This is a genomic window from Desulfobaculum xiamenense, from assembly GCF_011927665.1.
In the GTDB taxonomy this organism is placed as follows: Bacteria; Desulfobacterota; Desulfovibrionia; order Desulfovibrionales; family Desulfovibrionaceae; genus Desulfobaculum; species Desulfobaculum xiamenense.
Genome location: NZ_JAATJA010000002.1, coordinates 423444 through 443825 on the forward strand (window position 1 = coordinate 423444; position 20382 = coordinate 443825).

The following is a 20382-nucleotide window of genomic DNA, read 5'->3' on the forward strand; positions in this document are numbered from 1 at the left end:
GGGATGTCGGGGGGGTATCGTCTTGGATGGCGAGCTTGCCAACAATCCGGAAAGGCGATTAAAATGGCCGGATTGATCGGGTGCGACGATTCCGGCTCGGGCCGGGGTTCCCGTCACGGCCGAATGCACCTCAACTCGTACACAAGGGCGTCTGGCATGACCAACATCCTCGTCACCGGCGGAGCCGGATACATCGGCAGCCACACCTGCAAGCTGCTCAAGGCGGCGGGCTACACCCCCGTGACCTTCGACAATATGGTCTACGGCCACGACTGGGCCGTGAAATGGGGCCCGCTGGAGCGCGGCGACATTCTCGACCGCGCGGCCCTCGACGCCGTCTTCGACACCTACGCCCCTGCGGCGGTCATCCACTTTGCCGCCTACACCTACGTGGGCGAGTCCGTGGAAAACCCCGGCCGCTACTACCGCAACAACGTGGCGGGCACGGTGAACCTCATGGAGGCCATGCGCGACCACGGCTGCCGCAGCATCATCTTCTCCAGCACCTGCGCCACTTACGGCGTGCCCGAGCGCATGCCCATGACCGAAGACTTGCCCCAGAAGCCCATCAACCCCTACGGCTGGACCAAGCTCATGATCGAGCAGGTGCTGCGGGACTTCGAAACCGCTCACGGCATCAGCCACATGGCCCTGCGCTACTTCAACGCCGCCGGGGCCGACCCGGACGGCGAGATCGGCGAGGACCACGACCCTGAGACGCACCTCATCCCGCTCACCGTGCAGGCTGGCCTTGGGCTGCGCGGTCCCATCCGCATTTTCGGCGACGACTACCCAACGCCCGACGGCACCGCCGTGCGCGACTATATCCATGTGACCGACCTTGCCGACGCGCATATCCGCGCGCTGGAGGTGCTCATGGAGGGTGGGGCGAGCCGCATGCTCAACCTCGGCACCGGCCATGGGGCCAGCGTGCGCGAGGTGGTGGACGCCGTGGGGCGCGTGCTCGGTCAGCCTGTCCCTGCGGAAATGGCCCCGCGCCGGGCCGGCGATCCGCCCATGCTCGTGGCCGATGCCACCCGTGCCCGCAACGAGCTTGGGTGGGTCCCTCGGCATACGGACATCGACGCCATCGTCGAGACCGCCTGCCGCTGGCATCGCGCGCATCAGCTCGGCTAGTCGGGGTGGGGCCGTCCGGGGTGGATCATCTGGGGAGGCGGCGTGTATTCCGGAACATCCCGTCACGGTTGACAATTTATATTCCTCGGGCCAAGGCATGGGCACTGGTGTTCTTATGCAATGGCGGCCATGGCCTGTGCCGGGCCGGGGGAGTTGAAAATGTTTTCGAGATGGCAGGCCAAGGGCGGCTATCGCGACGTGTTTCGCGTGGGGTTGCCGCTGGTGGCCAGCATGGCCTCGGCCACGGTGATGCAGTTCACGGACCGAGTGTTCCTTGGCAATTATTCGTTGGACGCGCTGGCCGCTTCGCTTTCGGGCAGCGTGGTCAACTTCGTGTTCATGGCCTTCTTTTCCGGCGTGGCCAGCTACGCCACGGTCTTCGTGGCGCAGTATGTCGGGTCCGGGCAGCCGCGAAACGTCGGCCCGGTGGTCTGGCAGTCCGTGTGGTTCTCCCTCGCGGCCGGGGCGTGCATGGCGCTTCTGTCGCTTGTCGGGCCGTCCATTTTCGCGCTGGCCGGGCATGCGCCCGAGGTGCGCGAGCTGGAGTGCGCCTATTTCTCCATTCTGAGCGTGGCCTCCGGGCTGAACATCTTCGGCGTGAGCCTGGCGTGCTTCTATTCCGGGCGCGGACTCACGCGCACGGTGATGCTGGTCAGCCTCGCCGGGGCGCTGGTCAACATCCCCCTCGACTACTGTCTTATTAATGGCTACGGCCCGTTTCCCGAGATGGGCATCCGTGGCGCGGGCTACGCCACGGCCATCGGCTGGGCGCTTTCCGCCGCGCTGTACGCGCTTCTGGTGCTGCGCCGGGCCAACGAGGCCGAATTCGCCATGCTGTCCGGCTTCCGCTTCGACCGCGAACTGTTTCTGCGGCTCATGCGCTTCGGGCTGCCTAGCGGCACGCAGGTCTTTCTCGACATGTTCGGCGTGACCTTCTTCATCCTGCTGGTGGGCCGGATGGGCAATGCCGCGCTGGCCACCACCAACATGGTCTTCAGTCTCGACCATTTTAGCTTCCTGCCCATGTACGGCCTGCACGTCGCCGCGGAGGTCATGGTGGGGCAGGCGCTTGGCGCGGGGCGGGCGGACGACGCGGCCTATGCCGCCGGTAGCGCGGTGCGCCTGTGCTTCGGCTGGGCGGTCGTGGTCTCGATCATCTTCGTGTTCTGCCCCGGACCGCTGCTCGACATGTTCCGGCCCTCGTCCTACACGCCGGAGCAGTACGCGCAGATTCGTCACACCGGCGAGGTGCTACTGCGCTTCGTGGCCGCGTGGGCGCTGTTCGAGGCCTTCGCCATCGGCTACATGGGCGCGCTCAAGGGCGCGGGGGACACACGCTTCGTCATGCTGCTCATTGGCGCATGCTCCCTGTCCACGCTGGTGATTCCCACCTATTTCGTTGTGGAGGTCTTTGACGCCGGGCTGTACGCGGCGTGGAGTTGCGTGCTGCTCAACGTGATTCTGCTGTCGGTCTTTGCGCGGTGGCGTTTCGCGCAGGGGCGCTGGAAGCGTATGCGCGTGATCTGAGCGGGACAAAAATTTCCCGCATCCGGCACTCCGGCGGGACGGCGGGAATCCATCACGGGATTCCGGGGGTATGCGCGGGCTGCGACGGACTGCGACATGCCCTTGTGTGCCCGCACGGGCATTGACATTCGGGCCGCAGTCTGCATACTGGACAGTCGCACATCATTCTTCCGGCATGTCCGTGCCGATTTCCGGAGACATCAATGATTTCGAGATGGGCCGTGCGCAACGGCTATCGTGACGTATTGACCATTGGCTTGCCGCTCGTGGCGAGCATGGCTTCCAACACCATCACCCAATTCACCGACCGCGTCTTCCTCGCCCACTATTCGCTGGAGACGCTTGCCGCCTCGCTCTCCGCGGGTGTGGTGAGCTTTGGGTTCAGTGCCTTTTTCGCGGGCCTTGCGAGCTATGTGAACGTGTTCGTCGCCCAGTACACCGGTGCGGGGCGCAATCTGCGCGTCGGTCCCGCCCTGTGGCAGGGCCTGTGGTTTGCTCTGGTGGCTGGCCTGTGCATGAGTGCGCTGGCCCTGCCCGCCGAGTGGATATTCACCGTTGCCGGCCACGCGCCGGTGGTGCAGGCCATGGAGGTGGACTACTACCGCATCTTGTGCTTCGCCTCGGCCTTCAGCATCCTCGATGTGGTGCTGGGCGGATTCTACACCGGGCGCGGCATCACCCGGCCGGTCATGGTCGTGAACCTTGCCGGAGCGCTGCTCAACATTCCGTTGGACTACATGTTCATCTACGGCTTCGGACCGATTCCCGAGATGGGCATCCGTGGTGCGGGCTATGCCACGGCCATCGCGTGGGGCTTTTCCGCCGCGCTGTTCGCCGTGCTCATCTTCACCCGCAAGAACGAGGAGAGCTTTGCCGTGCGTTCCGGGTGGCGGGTGCAGCCGGACCTGTTCCGGCGGCTGGTGCGCTTCGGATTGCCGAGCGGCGTGGAGTTCTTCCTCGACGTGTTCGGCTTCACGGTGTTCATCCTGCTGGTGGGCCGCATCGGCAATGTGGAGCTTGCAGCGACGAACATGGTCTTCAGCCTCAATCAGTTCAGCTTCATGCCCATGATCGGCCTGCACATCGCCGTGCAATCCATGGTGGGACAGGCCGTTGGCGCGGGGTGCCCGGACGACGGCGAAGCCGCCGCCACCAGCACCATGCATCTGTGCGTGGGCTGGGCCGCCGTCATGGCGCTGATCTATCTGCTGCTGCCCGGTCCGCTTACGGACCTCTTCCGGCCCGACGGATTCACGGCGGCGCAGTATGCCCCCGTGCGCGACACCGGACGGATTCTGCTCATGTTCGTGGCCTTCTATACGCTGTTCGACGCGGTGGCCATCACCTACCTCGGCGCGCTCAAGGGCGCGGGCGACACGGCCTACACCATGCGCCTCATCGGCGCGGCGTCCATGTGCGCGATGGTCGTTCCCTCGTATGTGGCGCTGGAAGTGCTGCATGCCGGGCTGTACGCGGGATGGCTCTGCGTGGTGAGCTATGTGCTCCTGTTGGCCTTCTTCGCGCTACGACGCTTCCGGCGTGGGCATTGGCGCGGGATGCGCGTTATCGAGGCCTAGCCGGAACGCGGCGGACCTTGCCAACGCGCGGGCGATGGTTACACTTCAGGACTCGGGCATGCCCCGGCCCCGGCGCGTCGCGTCGGGCGCAACGCAGCCAAGGATTTCAGGACATCCGATGAGCGGAAACAACTGCATTCATATAGCGGGCGCGCGTCAGCACAACCTCAAGGACCTGACGCTGGACATCCCCCGCGATCAACTGGTGGTGGTGTGCGGCCCGAGCGGCTCGGGCAAGTCCACCCTGTCCTTCGACATCGTCTACGCCGAGGGCCAGCGGCGCTATGTGGAGTCTCTCTCCGCCTACGCCCGCCAGTTCCTGCCGCAGATGGACAAGCCGGACGTGGACCGCATCGAGGGCCTCACCCCGGCCATCTCGTTGGAGCAGCAGACCACCTCGCGCAATCCGCGTTCCACAGTGGGCACGGTGACGGAGGTCTACGACTTCCTGCGCGTGTTCTTCGCGCGGCTGGGCACCATGTATTGCCCGTCCTGCGGGCGGCCCATTCAGGCCCAGACCGTGGACGAGATCGTCGAGAACATCGCCGCCATGGCCGAGGGCACGAAGTTCCTGCTCCTAGCCCCGCTGGCCGAGCAGAAAAAGGGCACCCATCAGGACCTCCTGCGCAAGCTGCGCGGTGAGGGCTTTGTGCGCGTGCGCCTGAACGGCGAGGTGGTCACCCTCGATTCCCTGCCGGAGCTGGACAAGAAGAAAAAGCACACCATCGATCTGGTGGTGGACCGCCTCGTGGTCAAGGCCGACATGCGCAAGCGTCTGGCCGACTCCGTGGAGCTGGCCCTCAAGTACGGCAGCGGACGGCTGTCCGTGGTCCTCGTCGGTGGCGACGAGGACGGGCGGACCATCCTCTACTCCTCCGAGGCCGTGTGCCCGGAGTGCCGCATCAGCCTGCCGCCGCTCTCTCCGCAGCTTTTTTCCTTCAACAGTCCGCAGGGCGCGTGTCCGCAGTGCTCCGGCATCGGCAGCGTGGAATATTTCGAGCCGGACCTGCTGGCTCCCAACCGGGGGCTGTCCCTGCGGCAGGGGGCCATCATTCCGTGGAAGAACCCCCGCGTGCTGAGCCGCTACGCCGACGAGCTGAAGACCCTTGGCGAGCGCCACGGCTTCGGCCTCGATACGCCGCTGGTCGAGTTCTCCGACGCGGCGCGCAAGGCGCTCTTCGAGGGCGACGCGCAGACCGGCTGGCCCGGCGCGCTGGCGCACATGGAGACGGGCATGCAGTTCGGACCCATCTGGCGTGACGAGCTGGCCCGCTTCCGGCAGAGCCGCCCCTGTCCAGCCTGCGACGGCGCGCGGCTGCGGCCCGAGTCTCTGGCGGCGCGCGTGGCAGACCTGAACATCTTCCAGTTCACGAGCATGTCCATCGGCTCCGCGCTGGAGTGGCTCTCCGGCCTGTCCTTCGCGGGGCATCAGCAGATGATCGCCGTGCCACTGCTCAAGGAATTGCGCCACCGCCTGTCCTTCCTTGTCAACGTGGGGCTGGACTATCTGAGCCTCGGGCGCAACATGGCCACCTTGTCCGGCGGCGAGGCCCAGCGCATCCGCCTTGCCGGGCAGCTCGGCTCCGGTCTCGTGGGCGTGACCTACGTCCTCGACGAACCGAGTATCGGCCTGCATCCGCGTGACAACGACCGTCTGCTCGGCACCCTGCGCAGTCTGCAGGAGCGCGGCAACACCGTGCTCGTCGTCGAGCATGACGAAACCACCATCCGCAATGCCGATCACGTCATCGAGCTTGGCCCCGGCTCCGGCTGGCTCGGTGGTGAGATCGTCTACCAGGGCGACGTGAAGGGTCTGCTGACCAGTCCGGACAGCCTCACCGGCAAGTACCTGCGTGGCGACATGCGCATCGAGCAGCCCGAGAGCCGCCGTATGGCCAATGGCAGCATCACCATGCGCAACGTGACCACCAACAACCTGCGCGGGCTGGACGTGTCCATCCCCCTTGGCTGTCTGACCGTGGTCACCGGCGTGTCCGGCTCCGGCAAGAGTTCGCTGGTGGTGGATTCGCTGTACAAGCATCTCGCGCTGGCGCGCGGCACCAAGGTGGACAGTCCCGGTCGTCTGGCGGGCATCGAGGGCATGGAGGCCGTGGAGCGCATCATCTCCATCGACCAGACGCCCATCGGCCGCACGCCGCGCTCCAATCCGGCCACCTACACCAAGATATTCGACGAGATACGCAACATCTTCGCCCAGACGCAGGAGGCCCGCGCGCGCGGCTACAAGCCCGGACGCTTCAGTTTCAACGTCAAGGGTGGGCGCTGCGAGGCCTGTCAGGGCGACGGATCCCTGCGCGTTGAAATGCACTTTCTGCCCGACGTGTTCGTGAAGTGCGACGTGTGCAAGGGCATGCGCTACAACCGCGAGACCCTCGACGTGACCTACAAGGGCAAGAACATTCACGAGGTGCTGGACATGACCGTCCGGCAGGCCTCGGCCTTCTTCGAGAACTACCCGGTGCTCAAGCGGCGGCTGGCCATTCTCGAAGAGGTGGGCCTCGAATACCTGCGGCTGGGGCAGCCCGCCACGACGCTCTCCGGCGGCGAGGCCCAGCGCATCAAAATATCCCGAGAACTCGGCAAGCGCAGCCTGCCCGGAACACTCTACATCCTCGACGAGCCGACCACCGGCCTGCATATGCACGAGGTGGGCAAGCTTATCGGCGTGCTGCAACGCCTCGTGGATCGTGGCGCATCCGTGGTGGTCATCGAGCACAATACCGACGTCGTGCGCGCGGCGGACTGGGTCATCGACCTCGGTCCCGGCGGCGGCGAGAACGGTGGGCGCATCGTGGCGCAGGGCACGCCCGAGGACATCATCGCCAACCCCGACTCCGTCACCGGCCGATTCCTCGTGGACGAGCCGTCCGCCGCGCGCTGAGCGTTACGCGGCGCTGTCGGCGGCGATGAGCCGCTGCGCGGGCGTGGCCTCCGGCGGCCGGGCTCTGCCCGGACCCGGTCAAGGGGGTGACCCCCTTGACAATCCTCACGAGGGCTTCGTCGCGCTAAGCCGTACGGCCCGCCAAGGGGAGACGGCCTATCGCAAATCGGGGTTCCAAGGGGTCCGCGGCCCCTTGGCCGGCGGAGCCTACGTCTTGCACCTGTCAGTGAACGAAACGGCTGGCCACAGCGACTGACCAATCGAGCGTAACCACAACACAAAAAGCCCCCCGTCCGGAGTGATCCGGGCGGGGGGCTTTTTGTGTTGTCGGCGATGGTCAGGACAGGCCGCACTTGAGCAGGCGACGGAAGAGCGTCTTGCGGCTGATGCCGAGGCGGCGCGCCGTCTCCGTGCGGTTCCAGTGAGTCTTTTCCAACTCTGCGGCGAGGAAGCGCCGTTCGAACATGGTGACTGCCGAGTCGAGATCGAGTCCGGACATCTCGGACACGTCACCGACAACATCACGCGGCGTGTCGCGTTCCGTGGGGATGCCGAGTTCGCCGGTGGTCAGGTAGCGCCGCAGCACGTTCTGAAGTTCGCGGATGTTGCCGGGCCAGTCGTATTTCTCCATGGCGGCCAGCACGCTCAAGGGGATGCTGCGGGGGGCGTCTGCGCTCAACTGCTCCCGGAAGAAGTCGACGAGCAGGAAAATGTCCTCTCCGCGCTCGCGCAGTGGGGGGATGCGGATGGGGATGACGTGAATGCGGTAGTAGAGGTCCTCGCGGAAGGTGCCCCGGCGGACCTCCTCGGCGAGGTCGCGGTTGGTGGCGGCCACGATGCGCACGTCGGGACGGCGGAATTCCGTGCTGCCGAGTGGCGTGAAGCCTCCGTCCTCCACGGCGCGCAGCAGCTTGGCCTGATTGGTCAGGCTGATTTCGCCGATTTCGTCGAGGAAGAGGGTGCCCCGGTCGGCGAGGTCCATGAGGCCCTTCTTGTCGCGGATGGCTCCGGTGAAGGCCCCCCGTCGGTAGCCGAAGAATTCGCTCTCGAAGAGATAGTCCGGGATGGCGCCGCAGTTCACGGGCACGAAGGCTCCGCCAGCGCGATCGCTTAGGGAGTGCACCGTGCGCGCCACGAGGTCCTTGCCCGTGCCCGATTCGCCGTAGAGCACGATGGGCGAATCGCCCTTGGCGGATTCGAGCACGTCTGCGTAGACCTTCTTCATGGCCGCGCTCTTGCCGATGATGCTGCCGAAGCGGTAGCGCTCGCCCGCCGGGGCGTGACGCTCGGTGAGGTCGCGGCGTAGTTCGTAGGCCTGCCGGTGCTGCTCGCCGATGTCCGTCATGAGTCCCTGAATGTAGAGCAGCCTGCCTTCGGCGTCGTAGCTGCCCACGCAGCGCTCCCACACCCAGCGGTATTCGCCGGAGAAGGTCCGGATGCGGTAGGACAGGCGGCAGGTTTCGCCCTTGCCCAGTGCCTCCTGCATGGCCTTGTCGACGGGGTCGATGTCGTCGGGGTGCAGGCGTTCCGCCAGTGACGAGAGCGGGCGGCCGAGAAAGTATTCCGGCGCGTATTCCAGCAGTTCCTCCGTGCCGTCGCTGACGAAGGTGATGCTGCTTGGCAGGTTTACGAGATCACGCAGTGCGTCACGCGGAACGGGCGGTTCCATGCGTGCCCTGTACAGGCAGGCCATCATGGAGTTCATGAGCGTCATGATGCCGTGCTCGTCGAGCTCGACCGCTTCGCGCACCTGTCCGAGGAGTTGTATCTCTCTCTCCAGTTCCCGCCGTTGCCGCCGCAGGCTGTCCAGCATGTCTGGATCGATGGTCCCGTCTGCCGTGTGTTTTCGCATGACTCGTCCTATCGCTGAATCGGAAGCGGGTCAAATCTGACACGATGCGGGGAGTAAAAGCCCGTGCGGAGGAATGCGCCGCGAGACGCATGGTTGCGCGTTTCGAGGGGAGGGCGTGTCTGATCTGACCCACCGCAAGGCCTCTGCGAGGTGATGTGAAAATGTGTAAAGTCATATCATTTCAGCGTGTTGTTGCGTAGGCATGGTTGTTGCGGACATATCCTCATCAGGGACACTGCACGGGAGCGTCGTGCAGGCGGCATGCTTTTCATTGTTCGTGTGGTGTCGCCATTGCCGCCATGACGCGCTGTGGTTCAACGCAAGGAGTGTTGCGATGCGAATCGAAATGGGCCGGGACGATATTTCCGGAATTCTCATCTGGTCGTGCTGGCTGGTCGTGCTGGCCGTTTGCCTGAGCCTCGTCACGGGAAGCGCCGGGGAATACGAGCCACTGGCGGCTCAGCGTTTCGGCATCCTCGCCGCGCTGTGGGCGGCCACGGGGCCGCTTCTGTGGGTGTGGCGCAAGCGCCGCAACGTACGGCGTTAGGGGCGGAGCCGTTCTGACGGGATAGACACATTGAAGCACCAAACGGCGTGTTGCATCGCGCCGCAAGATGACGAGGGAAGTATCGTGAAGAGCAGAGAGAATGATGGAGTGAAGGCGAGTGGGGCGGGCATGAACCGTCGCCAGTTCGCCAAGGCCGCGCTTGGCGGCATAGGTGCCGTGGCCGCAGTGCCAGCCATGCTGGGCGAGGCCATTGCCAAGGCCGAGGCCGACGAGCGCAAGTCCGTGGAGTTTCGCAGAAACCTCGTGACCACGGTGGACAATCCCATTCTCGTGGACGAGACGGTGCATCGGCGCTTCTCCAGCGCCAACATTGCCTTCAACGCCTATTCGCGCGATCTCGGCGAATCGCATTGGGCCGTCTACGGCCGGAATTTTGTGAAGAATCTCCAGCAGGGCAAGGGTGGCACGGACATCGTGGTCGGCTCCTTCGACGATGCACGAGCCGTCAACGCGCTAGAAGCCGCCATGCAGACCGGCAACCGCCTGACCGGCAACCACGGCGAGGGCAACGAGAATCGCGGACCGCTGGCATGGGATAACAACATCACCTCCGCCGATCTCGCGTCCTTTCCGCGTACGGAATTGCCGCCGGAGGACTTCACGCGGCAGGTCAAGGTGGCCGCGCGACTCGGCGGGGCGAATCTCGTGGGTGTGTGCAAGCTGAACCGGCGCTGGGTCTACGAGAGCACCCAGCGCAACGTCTACAGCCCCGACGAACCCCAGACGCAGCGCATTGTGTTCCGGGATGTGGAGCGCCCCACGGAAACTCCCGAGGAGCTGGTGATCCCGGAGAGCGTGCAGTACGCGGTGGTCATGGCCGTGGAAATGCCGCGCACCGTCATCCAGTCCTCGCCCGGACCCGCTGCGGGCATCGGCGACGCGCTGGGCTACTCGCGCATGGGCTGGGCATCCGTGGCCGTGGCCGAGTACATCCGCTGCATGGGCTACATCGCCATTCCCTGCAAGAACGACACGGCGCTTTCCGTGCCGCTGGCCATCGAGGCCGGACTGGGCGAGGCCGGACGCATGGGGGCGCTCATCACGCCCGAGTTCGGTCCCTGCGTGCGCCTGTGCAAGGTATTTACCAACATGCCGTTGGTTCCGGACAAGCCCATCCGTTTCGGCGTGGAGGAGTTCTGCAACCACTGCAAGAAGTGCGCGCGCGAGTGTCCGTCCAAGTGCATCACCGAGGGTGAGCAGACATGGGAGCCTCGTAACGAGTGCAACAACGGCGGCGTGAAGAAGTGGTACAACGACTACAAGAAGTGCCTCGGCTTCTGGGATGAGAACGGCATGAGCTGCACCAACTGTGTCGCCGTGTGCCCCTTCACCAAGGGTGATATGTGGGCACACCACTTCACGGAGTGGTCCATCAAGAATATCCACGCGTCCCATCCCGTGTGGCTGAACCTTGACGATGCCTTCGGCTACGGGGAGCGTCGCCACGATCTTGATGTCTTCAAGCGTGATTTCGCGCCCTATGGCATGGACCCCGATAAGATGGAACGCTAGAACCGCGTTCGTGCCTCGTCGTCGAACGGTGAGGACACCAAAGCAGATATGACGTCATGCGGCCGGAGTTCCCGAGGGAGCTCCGGCCGCCGCATTGCCGCGTGGCGACAAGTTTTCCAAGGAATCGAGATATGAAAGTGACCCGAAGAGCGTTCCTGCGTTACGGTCTGGAGGCTGGGGCCATGGTCGGCCTTGTGGGCGGTCTGTCCGTCCTGTCAGTCGACGCCGCCTATGTGCGCCCCCCGCGCGCTCTATCGCCGGAGGCGTTTACCTCGCGCTGCATGCGTTGCGGGGTGTGCGTTGAGGTCTGTCCCACGCGTTGTCTGTCCCTCGTGGACCTCACGCTGGATGTGCGTAACATGTCCACCCCCGAGATTGCGCCGCGTTTTGGCGGCTGCGAGGCGTGGGCCACGGGCTGCAAGGCCTGCGCCGAGGCCTGCCCCACAGGCGCGCTGGACCCGCTGCGCCAGTTGGCCGACGAGAAGCCCGGGCATGCCGATCTCGAACCGAATCGGTGCGTCAACTGCATGGTCTGTTTCATCCGCTGTCCTGTGCCGGGAGCCGTGCTGTTCCCCAATCCCGACGGCGAACCCTTCACCCGCGAGCAGGACATTCCCACCCGGCTCAAGCTACGCACCTCGCCCCTCAAGCCTTACATAGACGCCACGCGTTGCGTGGGCTGCGGCCTGTGCGTGCATTACTGCCCGGAGCATATCATGTCCCTCGAACCGGAGGTGCGGTTATGACGTCCGTTGCCCGTTGGCGCGGCATCGTTCATGCCGCCGTATTTCTCGCGATAGGCGCTGCGGCCTTCGTTGGCGTGCCCTTTGCCGGGTGTGCGTACCTCGGCATCGGCACATTGCGGCTGGTATGCCCCGTGGGCTTCGTCGAGACGGCGCTCGCCTCGCATAGCGTGCCGTGGGGGCTGGTGCCGGGATTTCTCGTCATGTGCGTGCTGCTGGTACTGCTCGGCCGGGCGTATTGCGCGTGGGCGTGTCCAGCCTCGTTTCTGGGGATGCAGGTGCGACGGCTGGCCGTGCGACTGCTGCCGGGTGGGATTTCGCGCGGCGTGGGCCGCTGGTGGCGCGCCCTTGGCGAACGCGTCTCTGCACGCGTGGGTGCGGACCGTGGCGACGGCGTGGCGCTTCTTCTCGGGCTGGCGGCAGGAGTCGCCTTCTTTGGCTGGCCAGCCTTCAGCGTGGTCTGCCCGGTGGGTGTCGTGTCACGTGGGCTTATCGAGGCCGTGACGCACCACGTCCTGCGTGCGGACCTTGTCTTGCTTGTGGGGCCGATTCTTTTGGCGCTCCTGTTCCGAAAGGGCTGGAAGTGCGCCTGCCCAGTGGGGACGCTGCGCGGGTTGCTGGCCGCGCCCAACCGGACGCTGGTTCCCGTTGTGCGTGCCGATGCGTGCCGTGGGTGCATGCGGTGCGCGCGGGTTTGCCCGGCTGGTCTTGATCCCGAGGCCGGAGCCGTGGACCCCATGCTGTGCTCCAAGTGCATGCGGTGCATGGATGCCTGCCCGACCGATGCTGTGCGCTTGGCCCTTGTGGCTCCGTCGGCGCTGGCGCGTTCAGAGCGGCACGCAGGCTAGGCTTGGCCTAGCGGGGTATTTGGGTGTAGACAGGGCGGGCTCTGCCCGGACCCGGTCAAGGGGGTGACCCCCTTGACAATCCTCACTAGGGCTTCGTCGCGCTAAGCCGTACGGTCCGCCAAGGGCACCCACGGTTATCGCAAATCGGGGTTCCAAGGGGCCAGCGGCCCCTTGGCCGGCGGAGCCTACGGCTTGCATGTGGCAATGAACGATATGCCCCGGCCACGCGGGAGACCGCTGCGCGGGGCGTGGCCTCCGGCGGCCGGGCTCTGTCTGGACCCGGTCAAGGGGGTGCCCCCCTTGACAATCCTCATTAGGGCTTCGTCGCGCTAAGCCGTACGGTCCGCCAAGGGCACCCACGGTTATCGCAAATCGGGGTTCCTAGGGGCCAGCGGCCCCTAGGCCGGCGGAGCCTACGGCTTGCATGTGGCAATGAACGATATGCCCCGGTCATGCGGGAGGCCGCTACGCGGGGCGTGGCCTCCGGCGGCCGGGCTCTGCCCGGACCCGGGCAAGGGGGTGACCCCCTTGACAATCCTCACTAGGGCTTCGTCGCGCTAAGCCGCAGGGTCCGCCAAAGGCAGACGGCCTATCGCAAATCGGGGTTCCAAGGGGCCAGCGGCCCCTTGGCCGGCGGAGCCTACGTCTTGCATCTGTGAGCGAACGATACGCCCCGGCCACAGCGACTGGGCGATTACACCAACGGGGTCCCTGTCCGCGCGGCGTCGCGGCGGCGGGCCGGGAGCCTTCATGCACACCGACACTCACGGCGGCAACATCTGGGACATGGCCCGACGGGCCGGATGCGAGCCTGCCGACATCATTGATTTTTCCGCCAACATCAATCCGTTGGGACCGCCTTCGTGGCTGCGCGAGGAGGTCTCGATGCGCCTTTCCGGGCTGGCCCACTATCCCGAGCCGCGTTGCGAATCGCTTGTGCGGGTGGCGGCGGAGCGCTTTGGCATCGCCGAGGATGAGGTGCTGGTTGGGAACGGCTCCACGGAAATCCTGCACGCCTTTTTCGCCGCGTGGCGGCCCGAGGCCGCACTCATCCCTGTGCCCGCCTACGCCGGGTACCGTCAGGCCTGCGAGGTGGTGGACTGCCCGGTGGTGCCTCTCGTCCTGCGCGAGGCCGACGGCTTCGTGCCCGATCTTGCCGCAGTTTCACGGGCGCTGACGGAACTGCCTGCGCATAGCGCCGTGTTCATCGGTCAGCCGGGCAATCCCGCAGGGCGTACCGTGGACCCGCAGGCCCTGCGCGAATTGGCCCTGCGCCATCCGCAGGCGGCCTTCGTGGTGGACGAGGCCTTCGCCGACTTCGTGGACGGGCTGGATAGGCTTGCCGCGTCGCGTCCCGCCAATGTCCTTGTTCTGCATTCCCTGACCAAGTTTCACGCCATACCGGGGCTGCGCCTCGGTCTTGGCTACGCCGCTGCGGACATGGCCGCGCTGGTGCGCCGTCGTCTTCCGGACTGGTCCGTGAACGGGCTGGCGCAGGCCGTGGGGCTGCGGGCGTTGGCGGACGAGGACTACGCGCGGCGCACCGTGGCTGAAACGAAGCGCCTGCGCGAGGGGCTTCTTGCCGCGCTTGGCGAGGTGGGCGGCTTGACGGTGCTGCCGGGCGAGGCGAATTTTCTGCTCTGCCGGGTGGACGCGCCGGGGCTTGACGCGCTGTCCCTTGCGGGTCGGCTGTTCGAATCGCGCATTGCCATCCGCGTGTGTCACAACTTCGAGGGTCTGGATGGCCGGTGGTTCCGCGTTGCCGTAAGGCCCGAGGGCGAGAACGCCCGCCTCGTGGCGGCTCTGGCGCAGGCGCTCGACCGGCCCGTGCCGCAGCGTATGGTGCGTGCGCGACGCACTCCGGCTGTGATGGTGCAGGGCACCAGTTCGAATGCGGGCAAGAGCGTGCTCGCCACGGCGCTGTGTCGCATCCTGTTGCAGGACGGCTATGATGTCGCGCCGTTCAAGGCACAGAACATGTCGCTCAATTCCTTCGTCACCCGCGACGGCGGCGAGATGGGCCGGGCGCAGGTCACGCAGGCGCAGGCCTGCCGCCTCGATCCGGACGTGCGCATGAATCCGGTGCTGCTCAAGCCGTCGAGCGACACGGGGTCGCAGGTCATCGTTCTTGGCCGTCCTGTGGCCCACATGGAGTTCGGTTCGTACATCGACTATAGGCCGCGTGCCGCCGAGGCCGCGCGGGGCGCGTACGACAGCCTCGCCGCCGAACATGAGGTAATGGTCCTCGAAGGGGCGGGCAGTCCGGCGGAAATCAATCTGCGGCGGCACGACATCGTGAATATGGCCATGGCCCGTTACGCCGAGGCATCAGTGCTGCTGGCGGGTGACATCGACCGGGGCGGCGTGTTCGCCTCATTCGTCGGGACCATGGAATTGCTTGAGGAGTGGGAGCGCGCCCGCGTGGCCGGATTCGTAGTGAACATGTTCCGTGGTGATGAGAGTCTCTTGGCCGAGGCGCTGGACGCCACCACCCGCCGCACGGGGCGGTCGTTCTACGGCGTGGTGCCCTACGTGACGCGGCTCGGCCTGCCCGAGGAGGACTCTGTGTCCTTCAAGGGGGCGGTGGATGCGCCGCGCAGCGCGGAGCAGGTGGTGGACATCGCGTGTGTGGACCTGCCGCACATTTCCAATTTTACGGACCTTGATGCATTGCGCGACGAGCCGGATGTGCATCTGCGCGTGGTGCGTCGTGTTGAAGACCTTGGGTGCCCGCATGTGCTCATCGTGCCGGGAAGCAAGAACGTGGTGGCCGACATGCGCTGGCTGCGCGAAAGTGGGCTGGCCGATGCCACTGCGGCCCTTGCTGGCCGGGGTGCGACGCAGGTGGTGGGCATCTGCGGTGGCTTCCAGATGCTCGGACGCGTCATCGGCGACCCGCACGGAGTGGAGTCGCGCGGGGAGAGCGTGGAGGCTTTGGGGCTGTTGCCCGTGGTCACGGAGCTCTCGCCCGTCAAGACGCTCGCCGTGGTCGAAGCGCGCTTTGCGCCGTCCGGTGCGGGGCTTCGCGGATACGAAATACATCATGGCCGCACCGCGTGCGTGGACGGGGGCGGAGGGGTGCCCTGCGTGCTGCGGGCCGACGGCGAGGCCATAGGCTATTCCCGCGCCGACGGTATGGTCTGGGGCAGCTATCTGCATGGACTGTTCGATGCGGACGCCTTCCGCCGCGAGTTCGTGGACGGGTTGCGCGTGCGGGCCGGGCATGCAGCGCTTGGGCGCATCGTGACGGTCCGGGATATGGAGCCAGCACTGGACAGGCTGGCCGACATCGTGCGCGAGCATCTGGATGTGCGGCGACTTTACAAAAGAATCGGGCTCATGTAACGGGTGCGTCCGGATTTCGATCCGGCGCGCGTAGTGGCTGAACATGCGGTGCCTCTGGGCACCTCTGGCGCGGGGAAAGAGTGTGGCGGATGGCCTGCCGATGCAAGTGGGCCGTAGGATGCCGTCCTGTCATCTCCCCGCGTTTTGTTTTGTCCGGGCGGGATGCAGAAGCGCTGTGGCAGCATCGCACAAGTGTCTGTGACAATTTTTTCACATTCTGCAAGCTGGAATGCGATGCACGAAGTAGCATGGAGCGTTCTCATGTGTTGCATGTTGCTTTAAAAAAAAGCATTGATTTCGCAGTTGCGATGTTATAGAGACTCCACCAGTTCACTTTGGAGGATATGAAAATGGACGAATATTTGAAAGAAGCTCTTGAGATAGTGAAGGCGCAGGCTAGCGTCCGGAATATGACCGAGGAAGAAATCCTCTCCATGGTTGATAAGCTGGCGAAGGGTATTGCCAACATTCACCATGCCACCGAGGACATCGAGTGCGAGCGGCCCGACATCGACCCCAAGAAGGCCATTCGCGAAAAGTCCATCGTCTGCCTCGAGTGCGGAAAGAGCTTCAAGGTGCTGACCAAGCGCCATCTTTCCACCCACGGCATGACCCCCGCCGATTACAAGGAAAAGTACGGCTACACCAAGAAGACCTCTCTTGTGTGCAAGAGCCTCGCTCGCGAGCGCCGCAAGAAGATGGCCGACATGCGCCTCTGGGAGCGCCGCGGCCAGAAGTAGTCGCTGCCGACCCGTTGAGAGATTTCGAAAGCCCGCCAATTGGCGGGCTTTTCGTTTTGTGCGGCATCGGCGCGCGTGCGTGCCTGTGTCGACTGTATGGCCGTGAATTGCGCGATGCGGTGTTGGCTGGCAGGGCGTGGCGGAAGATGGTTGGGCCAGATTCCATGCAGTGTGCCTCCGGTGACGCCATGGACGTTGCGCTTCGCATGCAAAGGCGTATAGCCTTGCGTCATGTCCACCACTTCTGCATTCACTTTCGAAGATGTCTCGTTTTCGCATCCCGGAAACGGCCCGTGCCTCGCGCAGGCGCGGCTGACCATCCCCGAGGGGGCGTTCGCGCTCGTGGGCGGGCCGTCCGGCGCGGGAAAATCGACGCTCCTGCGGCTCATGAACCGCCTGTTGGAGCCGGATTCAGGGCGCATTCTCTACCGGGGGCGTCCGCTTGCCGAGTACGATCCGCCTCGGCTGCGGCGCGAGGTGGCCACGGTGGGGCAGGAGCCGACACTCGTCTCCGGGACCGTGCGCGATAACCTGCTGCTGCCGTATACCTTCAGGGTCAACGCCGATCTGGTTCGCCCCGGTGACGACACTCTGGAAGCGTGGCTTGCGCGGCTGCTGCTCGACGGGGTGACGCTGTCCTCGCGGGCGAGCGCCCTGTCCGTGGGCCAGCGCCAGCGGCTGTGCCTCATCCGTACGCTGCTTCCCGCGCCGAGGGTGCTGCTCATGGACGAACCGACCAGCGCGCTGGACGCCGAGAGCCGCGAGGTGGTGGAGCGCGCCGCCGAGGACCTGTGCGCCGATGACGGCGTCACCGTGGTCATGGTCAGCCACGTGGAGATGCGCTTTTCGCGTGTGTCTCCCATGCGGCTTCATCTTGCGGCGGGACGTCTGGAGGTGTCGGCATGAGCGTCGCGACCCCTATCGTTATCGGACCTGGGCAACTGGCCCTGACACTCGTCTTCGTGTTGTTGGCCGGGCTGGTGTCCATGGCCTTTCGGCTGGAACTGACGCGCAGCCTCGCCGTGGGCACGGTGCGCACCTTTGCGCAGCTTTTTCTCATGGGCTACGCCCTCAAGTATATCTTCGCCCTCGAAATGGGCCTGCCCGTGGTGGCGGTGTTCGCGGCCATGGTGGCCGCCGCCGCGCACATCGTGCACGGCCGCGTGCCCGAGCGCGACGTGGCCTTTGGCCTGCCGGTGTTCGGGGCCATGATTGCCAGCTACATGCTGGTGGCTACCAGCGTGACCGGGGTGATCATCGGCGCGAAGCCATGGTGGGAGCCGCAGTATTTCCTGCCGCTTGGCGGCATGATCGCCGGAAATTCCATGAACGCGCTGGCCATCGCCCTTGAGCGCCTGTTCTCCGGCCTTCGCCGTCGCCGGGCGGAGGTGGAGATGAAGCTGACCCTTGGTGCGGACTATCGCGAGGCCAGCGACGACATCGTGCGCGAGGCCATTCGCGCGGGCATGATTCCGTCCATCAATTCCATGATGGGCGTGGGGCTGGTGTCCATTCCGGGCATGATGACCGGCCAGATCATCGCCGGGGCGGATCCGTCCTTGGCCTGTCGCTATCAGATCGTGGTCATGCTCATGCTTGTGGCGTCCACGGCCATTTCCGCGGTGGTCGTGGTGTGGCTGGCGCGCAAGCTGTGCTTCGGCAGGGCGCATCAGCTGCTGCTGCGGCCCGAGAACGACTAGACTTTCGCCGGGATGGCCATCCCGGCAGGAGAATGAGAAAACGGCGCGCTTCGCAGGGAAGCGCGCCGTTTGTCGTTTTGTGCTGTGGCGGAGGGGCTAGGCGTTCAGCTTCTCGGCGGCGCGTTCCACGGACGCCTTGAAGTCCTCGCGCGCGGCGCGGAGCTTTTCCGCCAGTTCCGCGTCGGACAGGGCGAGAATCTGCGCGGCCATCCATGCGGCGTTGCGCGCTCCGGCCTTGTCCAGCGCCACGGTGGCCACGGGGAACCCCGGAGGCATCTGCACCGTGGACAACAGCGCGTCCATGCCGCCGAGGGCCGAGGCGCTGATCGGAATGCCGATGACGGGGCGGGTGGTCTTGGCGGCCACGGCACCGGCGAGATGCGCGGCCATGCCCGCCGCGCAGATGAAGACCTGACAGCCCTTGGCTTCCAGCTCGTCCACGAGGCGCGCGGTGCGCTCCGGGGTGCGGTGGGCGGAGGTCACGGTGAAGGTGTAGTCGATGCCGAGATCGGACAGGACGTCCGCGCAGGGGCGCACCTTTTCCTCGTCGGAAATGCTGCCCATGAAGATTGCGACGCGGCTCATCTACTTCATCCTCCTCAAGCCCTTGTCGCCGATGTCGCGGCGGAAGTAGCTCTTGTCGAAGTGGATTTTCTCGATGCCCTCGTAGGCGCGCTTCTGCGCCTGCGCGAGGTCGGCCCCGAGGGCAGTCACGCCCAGCACGCGGCCACCGCTGGCCAGGATGCGGCCGTCTTCGGGACGGGTTCCCGCCTGGAACACGGTCACTCCCTCGACGGTTTCGGCCTCGGCGAAGCCGGAAATTTCCATGCCCTTGGGGTAGCTGCGGGGATAGCCGTCGGCGGCCATGACCACGCAGATGGCGGTTTCGGCCTTCCAGCGGATGTCGATCTCGTGCAGGCGGCCCTCGATGCAGGCAGTCATGATCTCGGCGAGGTCGGAATCGAGGCGGGTCAGCAGCGGCTGGCACTCGGGGTCGCCGAAGCGGACGTTGTATTCGAGAACCTGCGGGCCGTTCTCCGTGAACATGATGCCCGCATAGAGCACACCCACGAAGGGATTGTCCTTGGCGGCCATGTGCCGGACGATGGGACGGATGACCAGATCGGTCATCATCTCGTAGTCCTCGGGGGGAAGAATGGGGGCGGGGGAGTATGCGCCCATGCCGCCGGTGTTGGGGCCGGTGTCGCCTTCGCCCACGGCCTTGTGATCCTGCGAGGAGGGCATGCAGACGATGGTCTTGCCGTCGCAGAACGCGAGGAACGAGGCTTCCTCGCCACGCAGGGCGTCCTCGATGACCACGCGTTCGCCAGCCTTGCCGAAGACCTGCTTGACCATCATCTCGTCGATGGCTTCGAGGGCTTCCTCGCGCGAGGAACAGACCACCACGCCCTTGCCCGCAGCGAGGCCGTCGGCCTTGACCACGCAGGGCATGGAGCGCTCGGCGATGTGCAGGCGGGCGTCCTTGGCGTCGTCAAACACGCGAAATGGTGCCGTGGGCACGCCGGATTCGCGCATGACGGTCTTGGCGAAGGCCTTGGAGCCTTCGAGCTGCGCCGCGAAGGCGTTGGGGCCGAAGCAGGGGATGCCGGAGTGGGCGAGGGCTTCCTTGAGGCCGAGGACCAGCGGAAGCTCGGGACCGATGACGACCATGTCGATGGCGTTGTCCTTGGCGAAGGTGGTCAGCCCCGGGAGGTCGTCGTCATGGATGGGAATGTTCTCGCCAAGGGCCGCCGTGCCGCCGTTGCCGGGGGCGATGTACAGCTTGTCCACCAAGGGGCTCTGCGAGAGCTTCCAGGCCAGCGCGTGCTCGCGCCCCCCGGAACCGACGATGAGTATCCGCAAAATGTCCTCCTTTCGTACGCTGGCAGCCCGTGGCCTCCAGGTCATGCATTCGGTGCGATGGTCTCTTC

The 20382-nt window shown here is 65.5% G+C and carries 15 protein-coding genes; 12 read left to right on the forward strand and 3 right to left on the reverse strand.

Going from position 1 to position 20382, the window contains the following annotated elements:
- Nucleotides 1-156 precede the first annotated feature (156 nt).
- The 4 genes from galE to uvrA all read left to right on the forward strand — a co-directional run bounded on the left by galE (nt 157) and on the right by uvrA (nt 7143).
- Nucleotides 157-1137, forward strand: coding sequence for a UDP-glucose 4-epimerase GalE (galE, locus tag GGQ74_RS09825; RefSeq protein WP_167941384.1), 981 nt, complete (start codon nt 157-159; stop codon nt 1135-1137).
- A 159-nt stretch (nt 1138-1296) separates the two neighbouring features.
- Nucleotides 1297-2664, forward strand: a complete 1368-nt coding sequence (locus tag GGQ74_RS09830) for an MATE family efflux transporter (RefSeq protein ID WP_167941385.1) — start codon at nt 1297-1299, stop codon at nt 2662-2664.
- A gap of 203 nt (nt 2665-2867) precedes the next feature.
- Nucleotides 2868-4241 carry an MATE family efflux transporter gene (locus GGQ74_RS09835; protein ID WP_167941386.1) on the forward strand — a complete coding sequence of 458 codons (1374 nt, stop codon included), beginning with the start codon at nt 2868-2870 and terminating at the stop codon, nt 4239-4241.
- A gap of 118 nt (nt 4242-4359) precedes the next feature.
- Entirely contained in the window at nt 4360-7143 is a 2784-nt protein-coding gene (uvrA, locus tag GGQ74_RS09840; protein ID WP_209280146.1) for an excinuclease ABC subunit UvrA, read from the forward strand.
- Between the two features lie 337 nt (nt 7144-7480).
- Here the strand turns inward: uvrA and GGQ74_RS09845 are convergent, their stop codons facing one another.
- Nucleotides 7481-8995: a sigma-54 interaction domain-containing protein gene (locus GGQ74_RS09845; RefSeq protein ID WP_167941388.1), complete on the reverse strand. Its 1515-nt coding sequence runs from the start codon at nt 8993-8995 to the stop codon at nt 7481-7483.
- Nucleotides 8996-9329: 334 nt separating this feature from the next.
- On the opposite strand from GGQ74_RS09845, the gene GGQ74_RS09850 reads away from it, so the two are divergent.
- From GGQ74_RS09850 to GGQ74_RS09885, 8 genes are all read left to right on the forward strand, one after another.
- Nucleotides 9330-9542, forward strand: coding sequence for a hypothetical protein (locus tag GGQ74_RS09850; RefSeq protein WP_167941389.1), 213 nt, complete (start codon nt 9330-9332; stop codon nt 9540-9542).
- 84 nt (nt 9543-9626) lie between these two features.
- On the forward strand, nt 9627-11075 hold the full coding sequence (locus GGQ74_RS09855; RefSeq protein WP_167941390.1) for a reductive dehalogenase: 1449 nt from the start codon (nt 9627-9629) through the stop codon (nt 11073-11075).
- Nucleotides 11076-11206: 131 nt separating this feature from the next.
- Nucleotides 11207-11821 (forward strand): 4Fe-4S binding protein, encoded by a 615-nt coding sequence (locus GGQ74_RS09860; protein ID WP_167941391.1) that lies wholly within the window; start codon nt 11207-11209, stop codon nt 11819-11821.
- The gene (locus GGQ74_RS09865) at nt 11818-12666 is read left to right on the forward strand and encodes a 4Fe-4S binding protein (RefSeq protein ID WP_167941966.1); all 849 of its coding nucleotides are present in this window, start codon (nt 11818-11820) and stop codon (nt 12664-12666) included. Before GGQ74_RS09860 ends, GGQ74_RS09865 begins: the two co-directional genes overlap by 4 nt.
- Nucleotides 12667-13416: 750 nt before the next feature.
- Nucleotides 13417-16011, forward strand: a complete 2595-nt coding sequence (locus tag GGQ74_RS09870) for a cobyric acid synthase (protein ID WP_167941392.1) — start codon at nt 13417-13419, stop codon at nt 16009-16011.
- Nucleotides 16012-16361: 350 nt separating this feature from the next.
- Nucleotides 16362-16751, forward strand: coding sequence for a Ros/MucR family transcriptional regulator (locus tag GGQ74_RS09875; RefSeq protein WP_167941393.1), 390 nt, complete (start codon nt 16362-16364; stop codon nt 16749-16751).
- A gap of 231 nt (nt 16752-16982) precedes the next feature.
- The gene (locus tag GGQ74_RS09880) at nt 16983-17657 is read left to right on the forward strand and encodes an ABC transporter ATP-binding protein (RefSeq protein WP_167941394.1); all 675 of its coding nucleotides are present in this window, start codon (nt 16983-16985) and stop codon (nt 17655-17657) included.
- On the forward strand, nt 17654-18451 hold the full coding sequence (locus GGQ74_RS09885) for an ABC transporter permease (RefSeq protein WP_167941395.1): 798 nt from the start codon (nt 17654-17656) through the stop codon (nt 18449-18451). The genes GGQ74_RS09880 and GGQ74_RS09885 overlap by 4 nt, the downstream gene beginning before the upstream one ends.
- Before the next feature lie 96 nt (nt 18452-18547).
- Here GGQ74_RS09885 and purE read toward each other — a convergent pair whose 3' ends face one another.
- Both purE and purD read right to left on the reverse strand, forming a co-directional pair.
- Nucleotides 18548-19036 (reverse strand): 5-(carboxyamino)imidazole ribonucleotide mutase, encoded by a 489-nt coding sequence (gene purE, locus GGQ74_RS09890; RefSeq protein ID WP_167941396.1) that lies wholly within the window; start codon nt 19034-19036, stop codon nt 18548-18550.
- The gene (gene purD, locus GGQ74_RS09895; protein WP_167941397.1) at nt 19037-20314 is read right to left on the reverse strand and encodes a phosphoribosylamine--glycine ligase; all 1278 of its coding nucleotides are present in this window, start codon (nt 20312-20314) and stop codon (nt 19037-19039) included.
- Between the last annotated feature and the right edge of the window lie 68 nt (nt 20315-20382).

Coding starts and splice junctions, on each gene's coding strand:
- GGQ74_RS09880 (WP_167941394.1), top strand. CDS start 16,983: ATGTCCACCACTTCTGCATTCACTTTCGAAGATGTCTCGTTTTCGCAT.
- GGQ74_RS09875 (WP_167941393.1), top strand. CDS start 16,362: ATGGACGAATATTTGAAAGAAGCTCTTGAGATAGTGAAGGCGCAGGCT.
- GGQ74_RS09845 (WP_167941388.1), bottom strand. CDS start 8,995: ATGCGAAAACACACGGCAGACGGGACCATCGATCCAGACATGCTGGAC.
- GGQ74_RS09885 (WP_167941395.1), top strand. CDS start 17,654: ATGAGCGTCGCGACCCCTATCGTTATCGGACCTGGGCAACTGGCCCTG.
- uvrA (WP_209280146.1), top strand. CDS start 4,360: ATGAGCGGAAACAACTGCATTCATATAGCGGGCGCGCGTCAGCACAAC.
- GGQ74_RS09865 (WP_167941966.1), top strand. CDS start 11,818: ATGACGTCCGTTGCCCGTTGGCGCGGCATCGTTCATGCCGCCGTATTT.
- purE (WP_167941396.1), bottom strand. CDS start 19,036: ATGAGCCGCGTCGCAATCTTCATGGGCAGCATTTCCGACGAGGAAAAG.
- galE (WP_167941384.1), top strand. CDS start 157: ATGACCAACATCCTCGTCACCGGCGGAGCCGGATACATCGGCAGCCAC.
- GGQ74_RS09860 (WP_167941391.1), top strand. CDS start 11,207: ATGAAAGTGACCCGAAGAGCGTTCCTGCGTTACGGTCTGGAGGCTGGG.
- GGQ74_RS09830 (WP_167941385.1), top strand. CDS start 1,297: ATGTTTTCGAGATGGCAGGCCAAGGGCGGCTATCGCGACGTGTTTCGC.
- GGQ74_RS09850 (WP_167941389.1), top strand. CDS start 9,330: ATGCGAATCGAAATGGGCCGGGACGATATTTCCGGAATTCTCATCTGG.
- GGQ74_RS09835 (WP_167941386.1), top strand. CDS start 2,868: ATGATTTCGAGATGGGCCGTGCGCAACGGCTATCGTGACGTATTGACC.
- GGQ74_RS09870 (WP_167941392.1), top strand. CDS start 13,417: ATGCACACCGACACTCACGGCGGCAACATCTGGGACATGGCCCGACGG.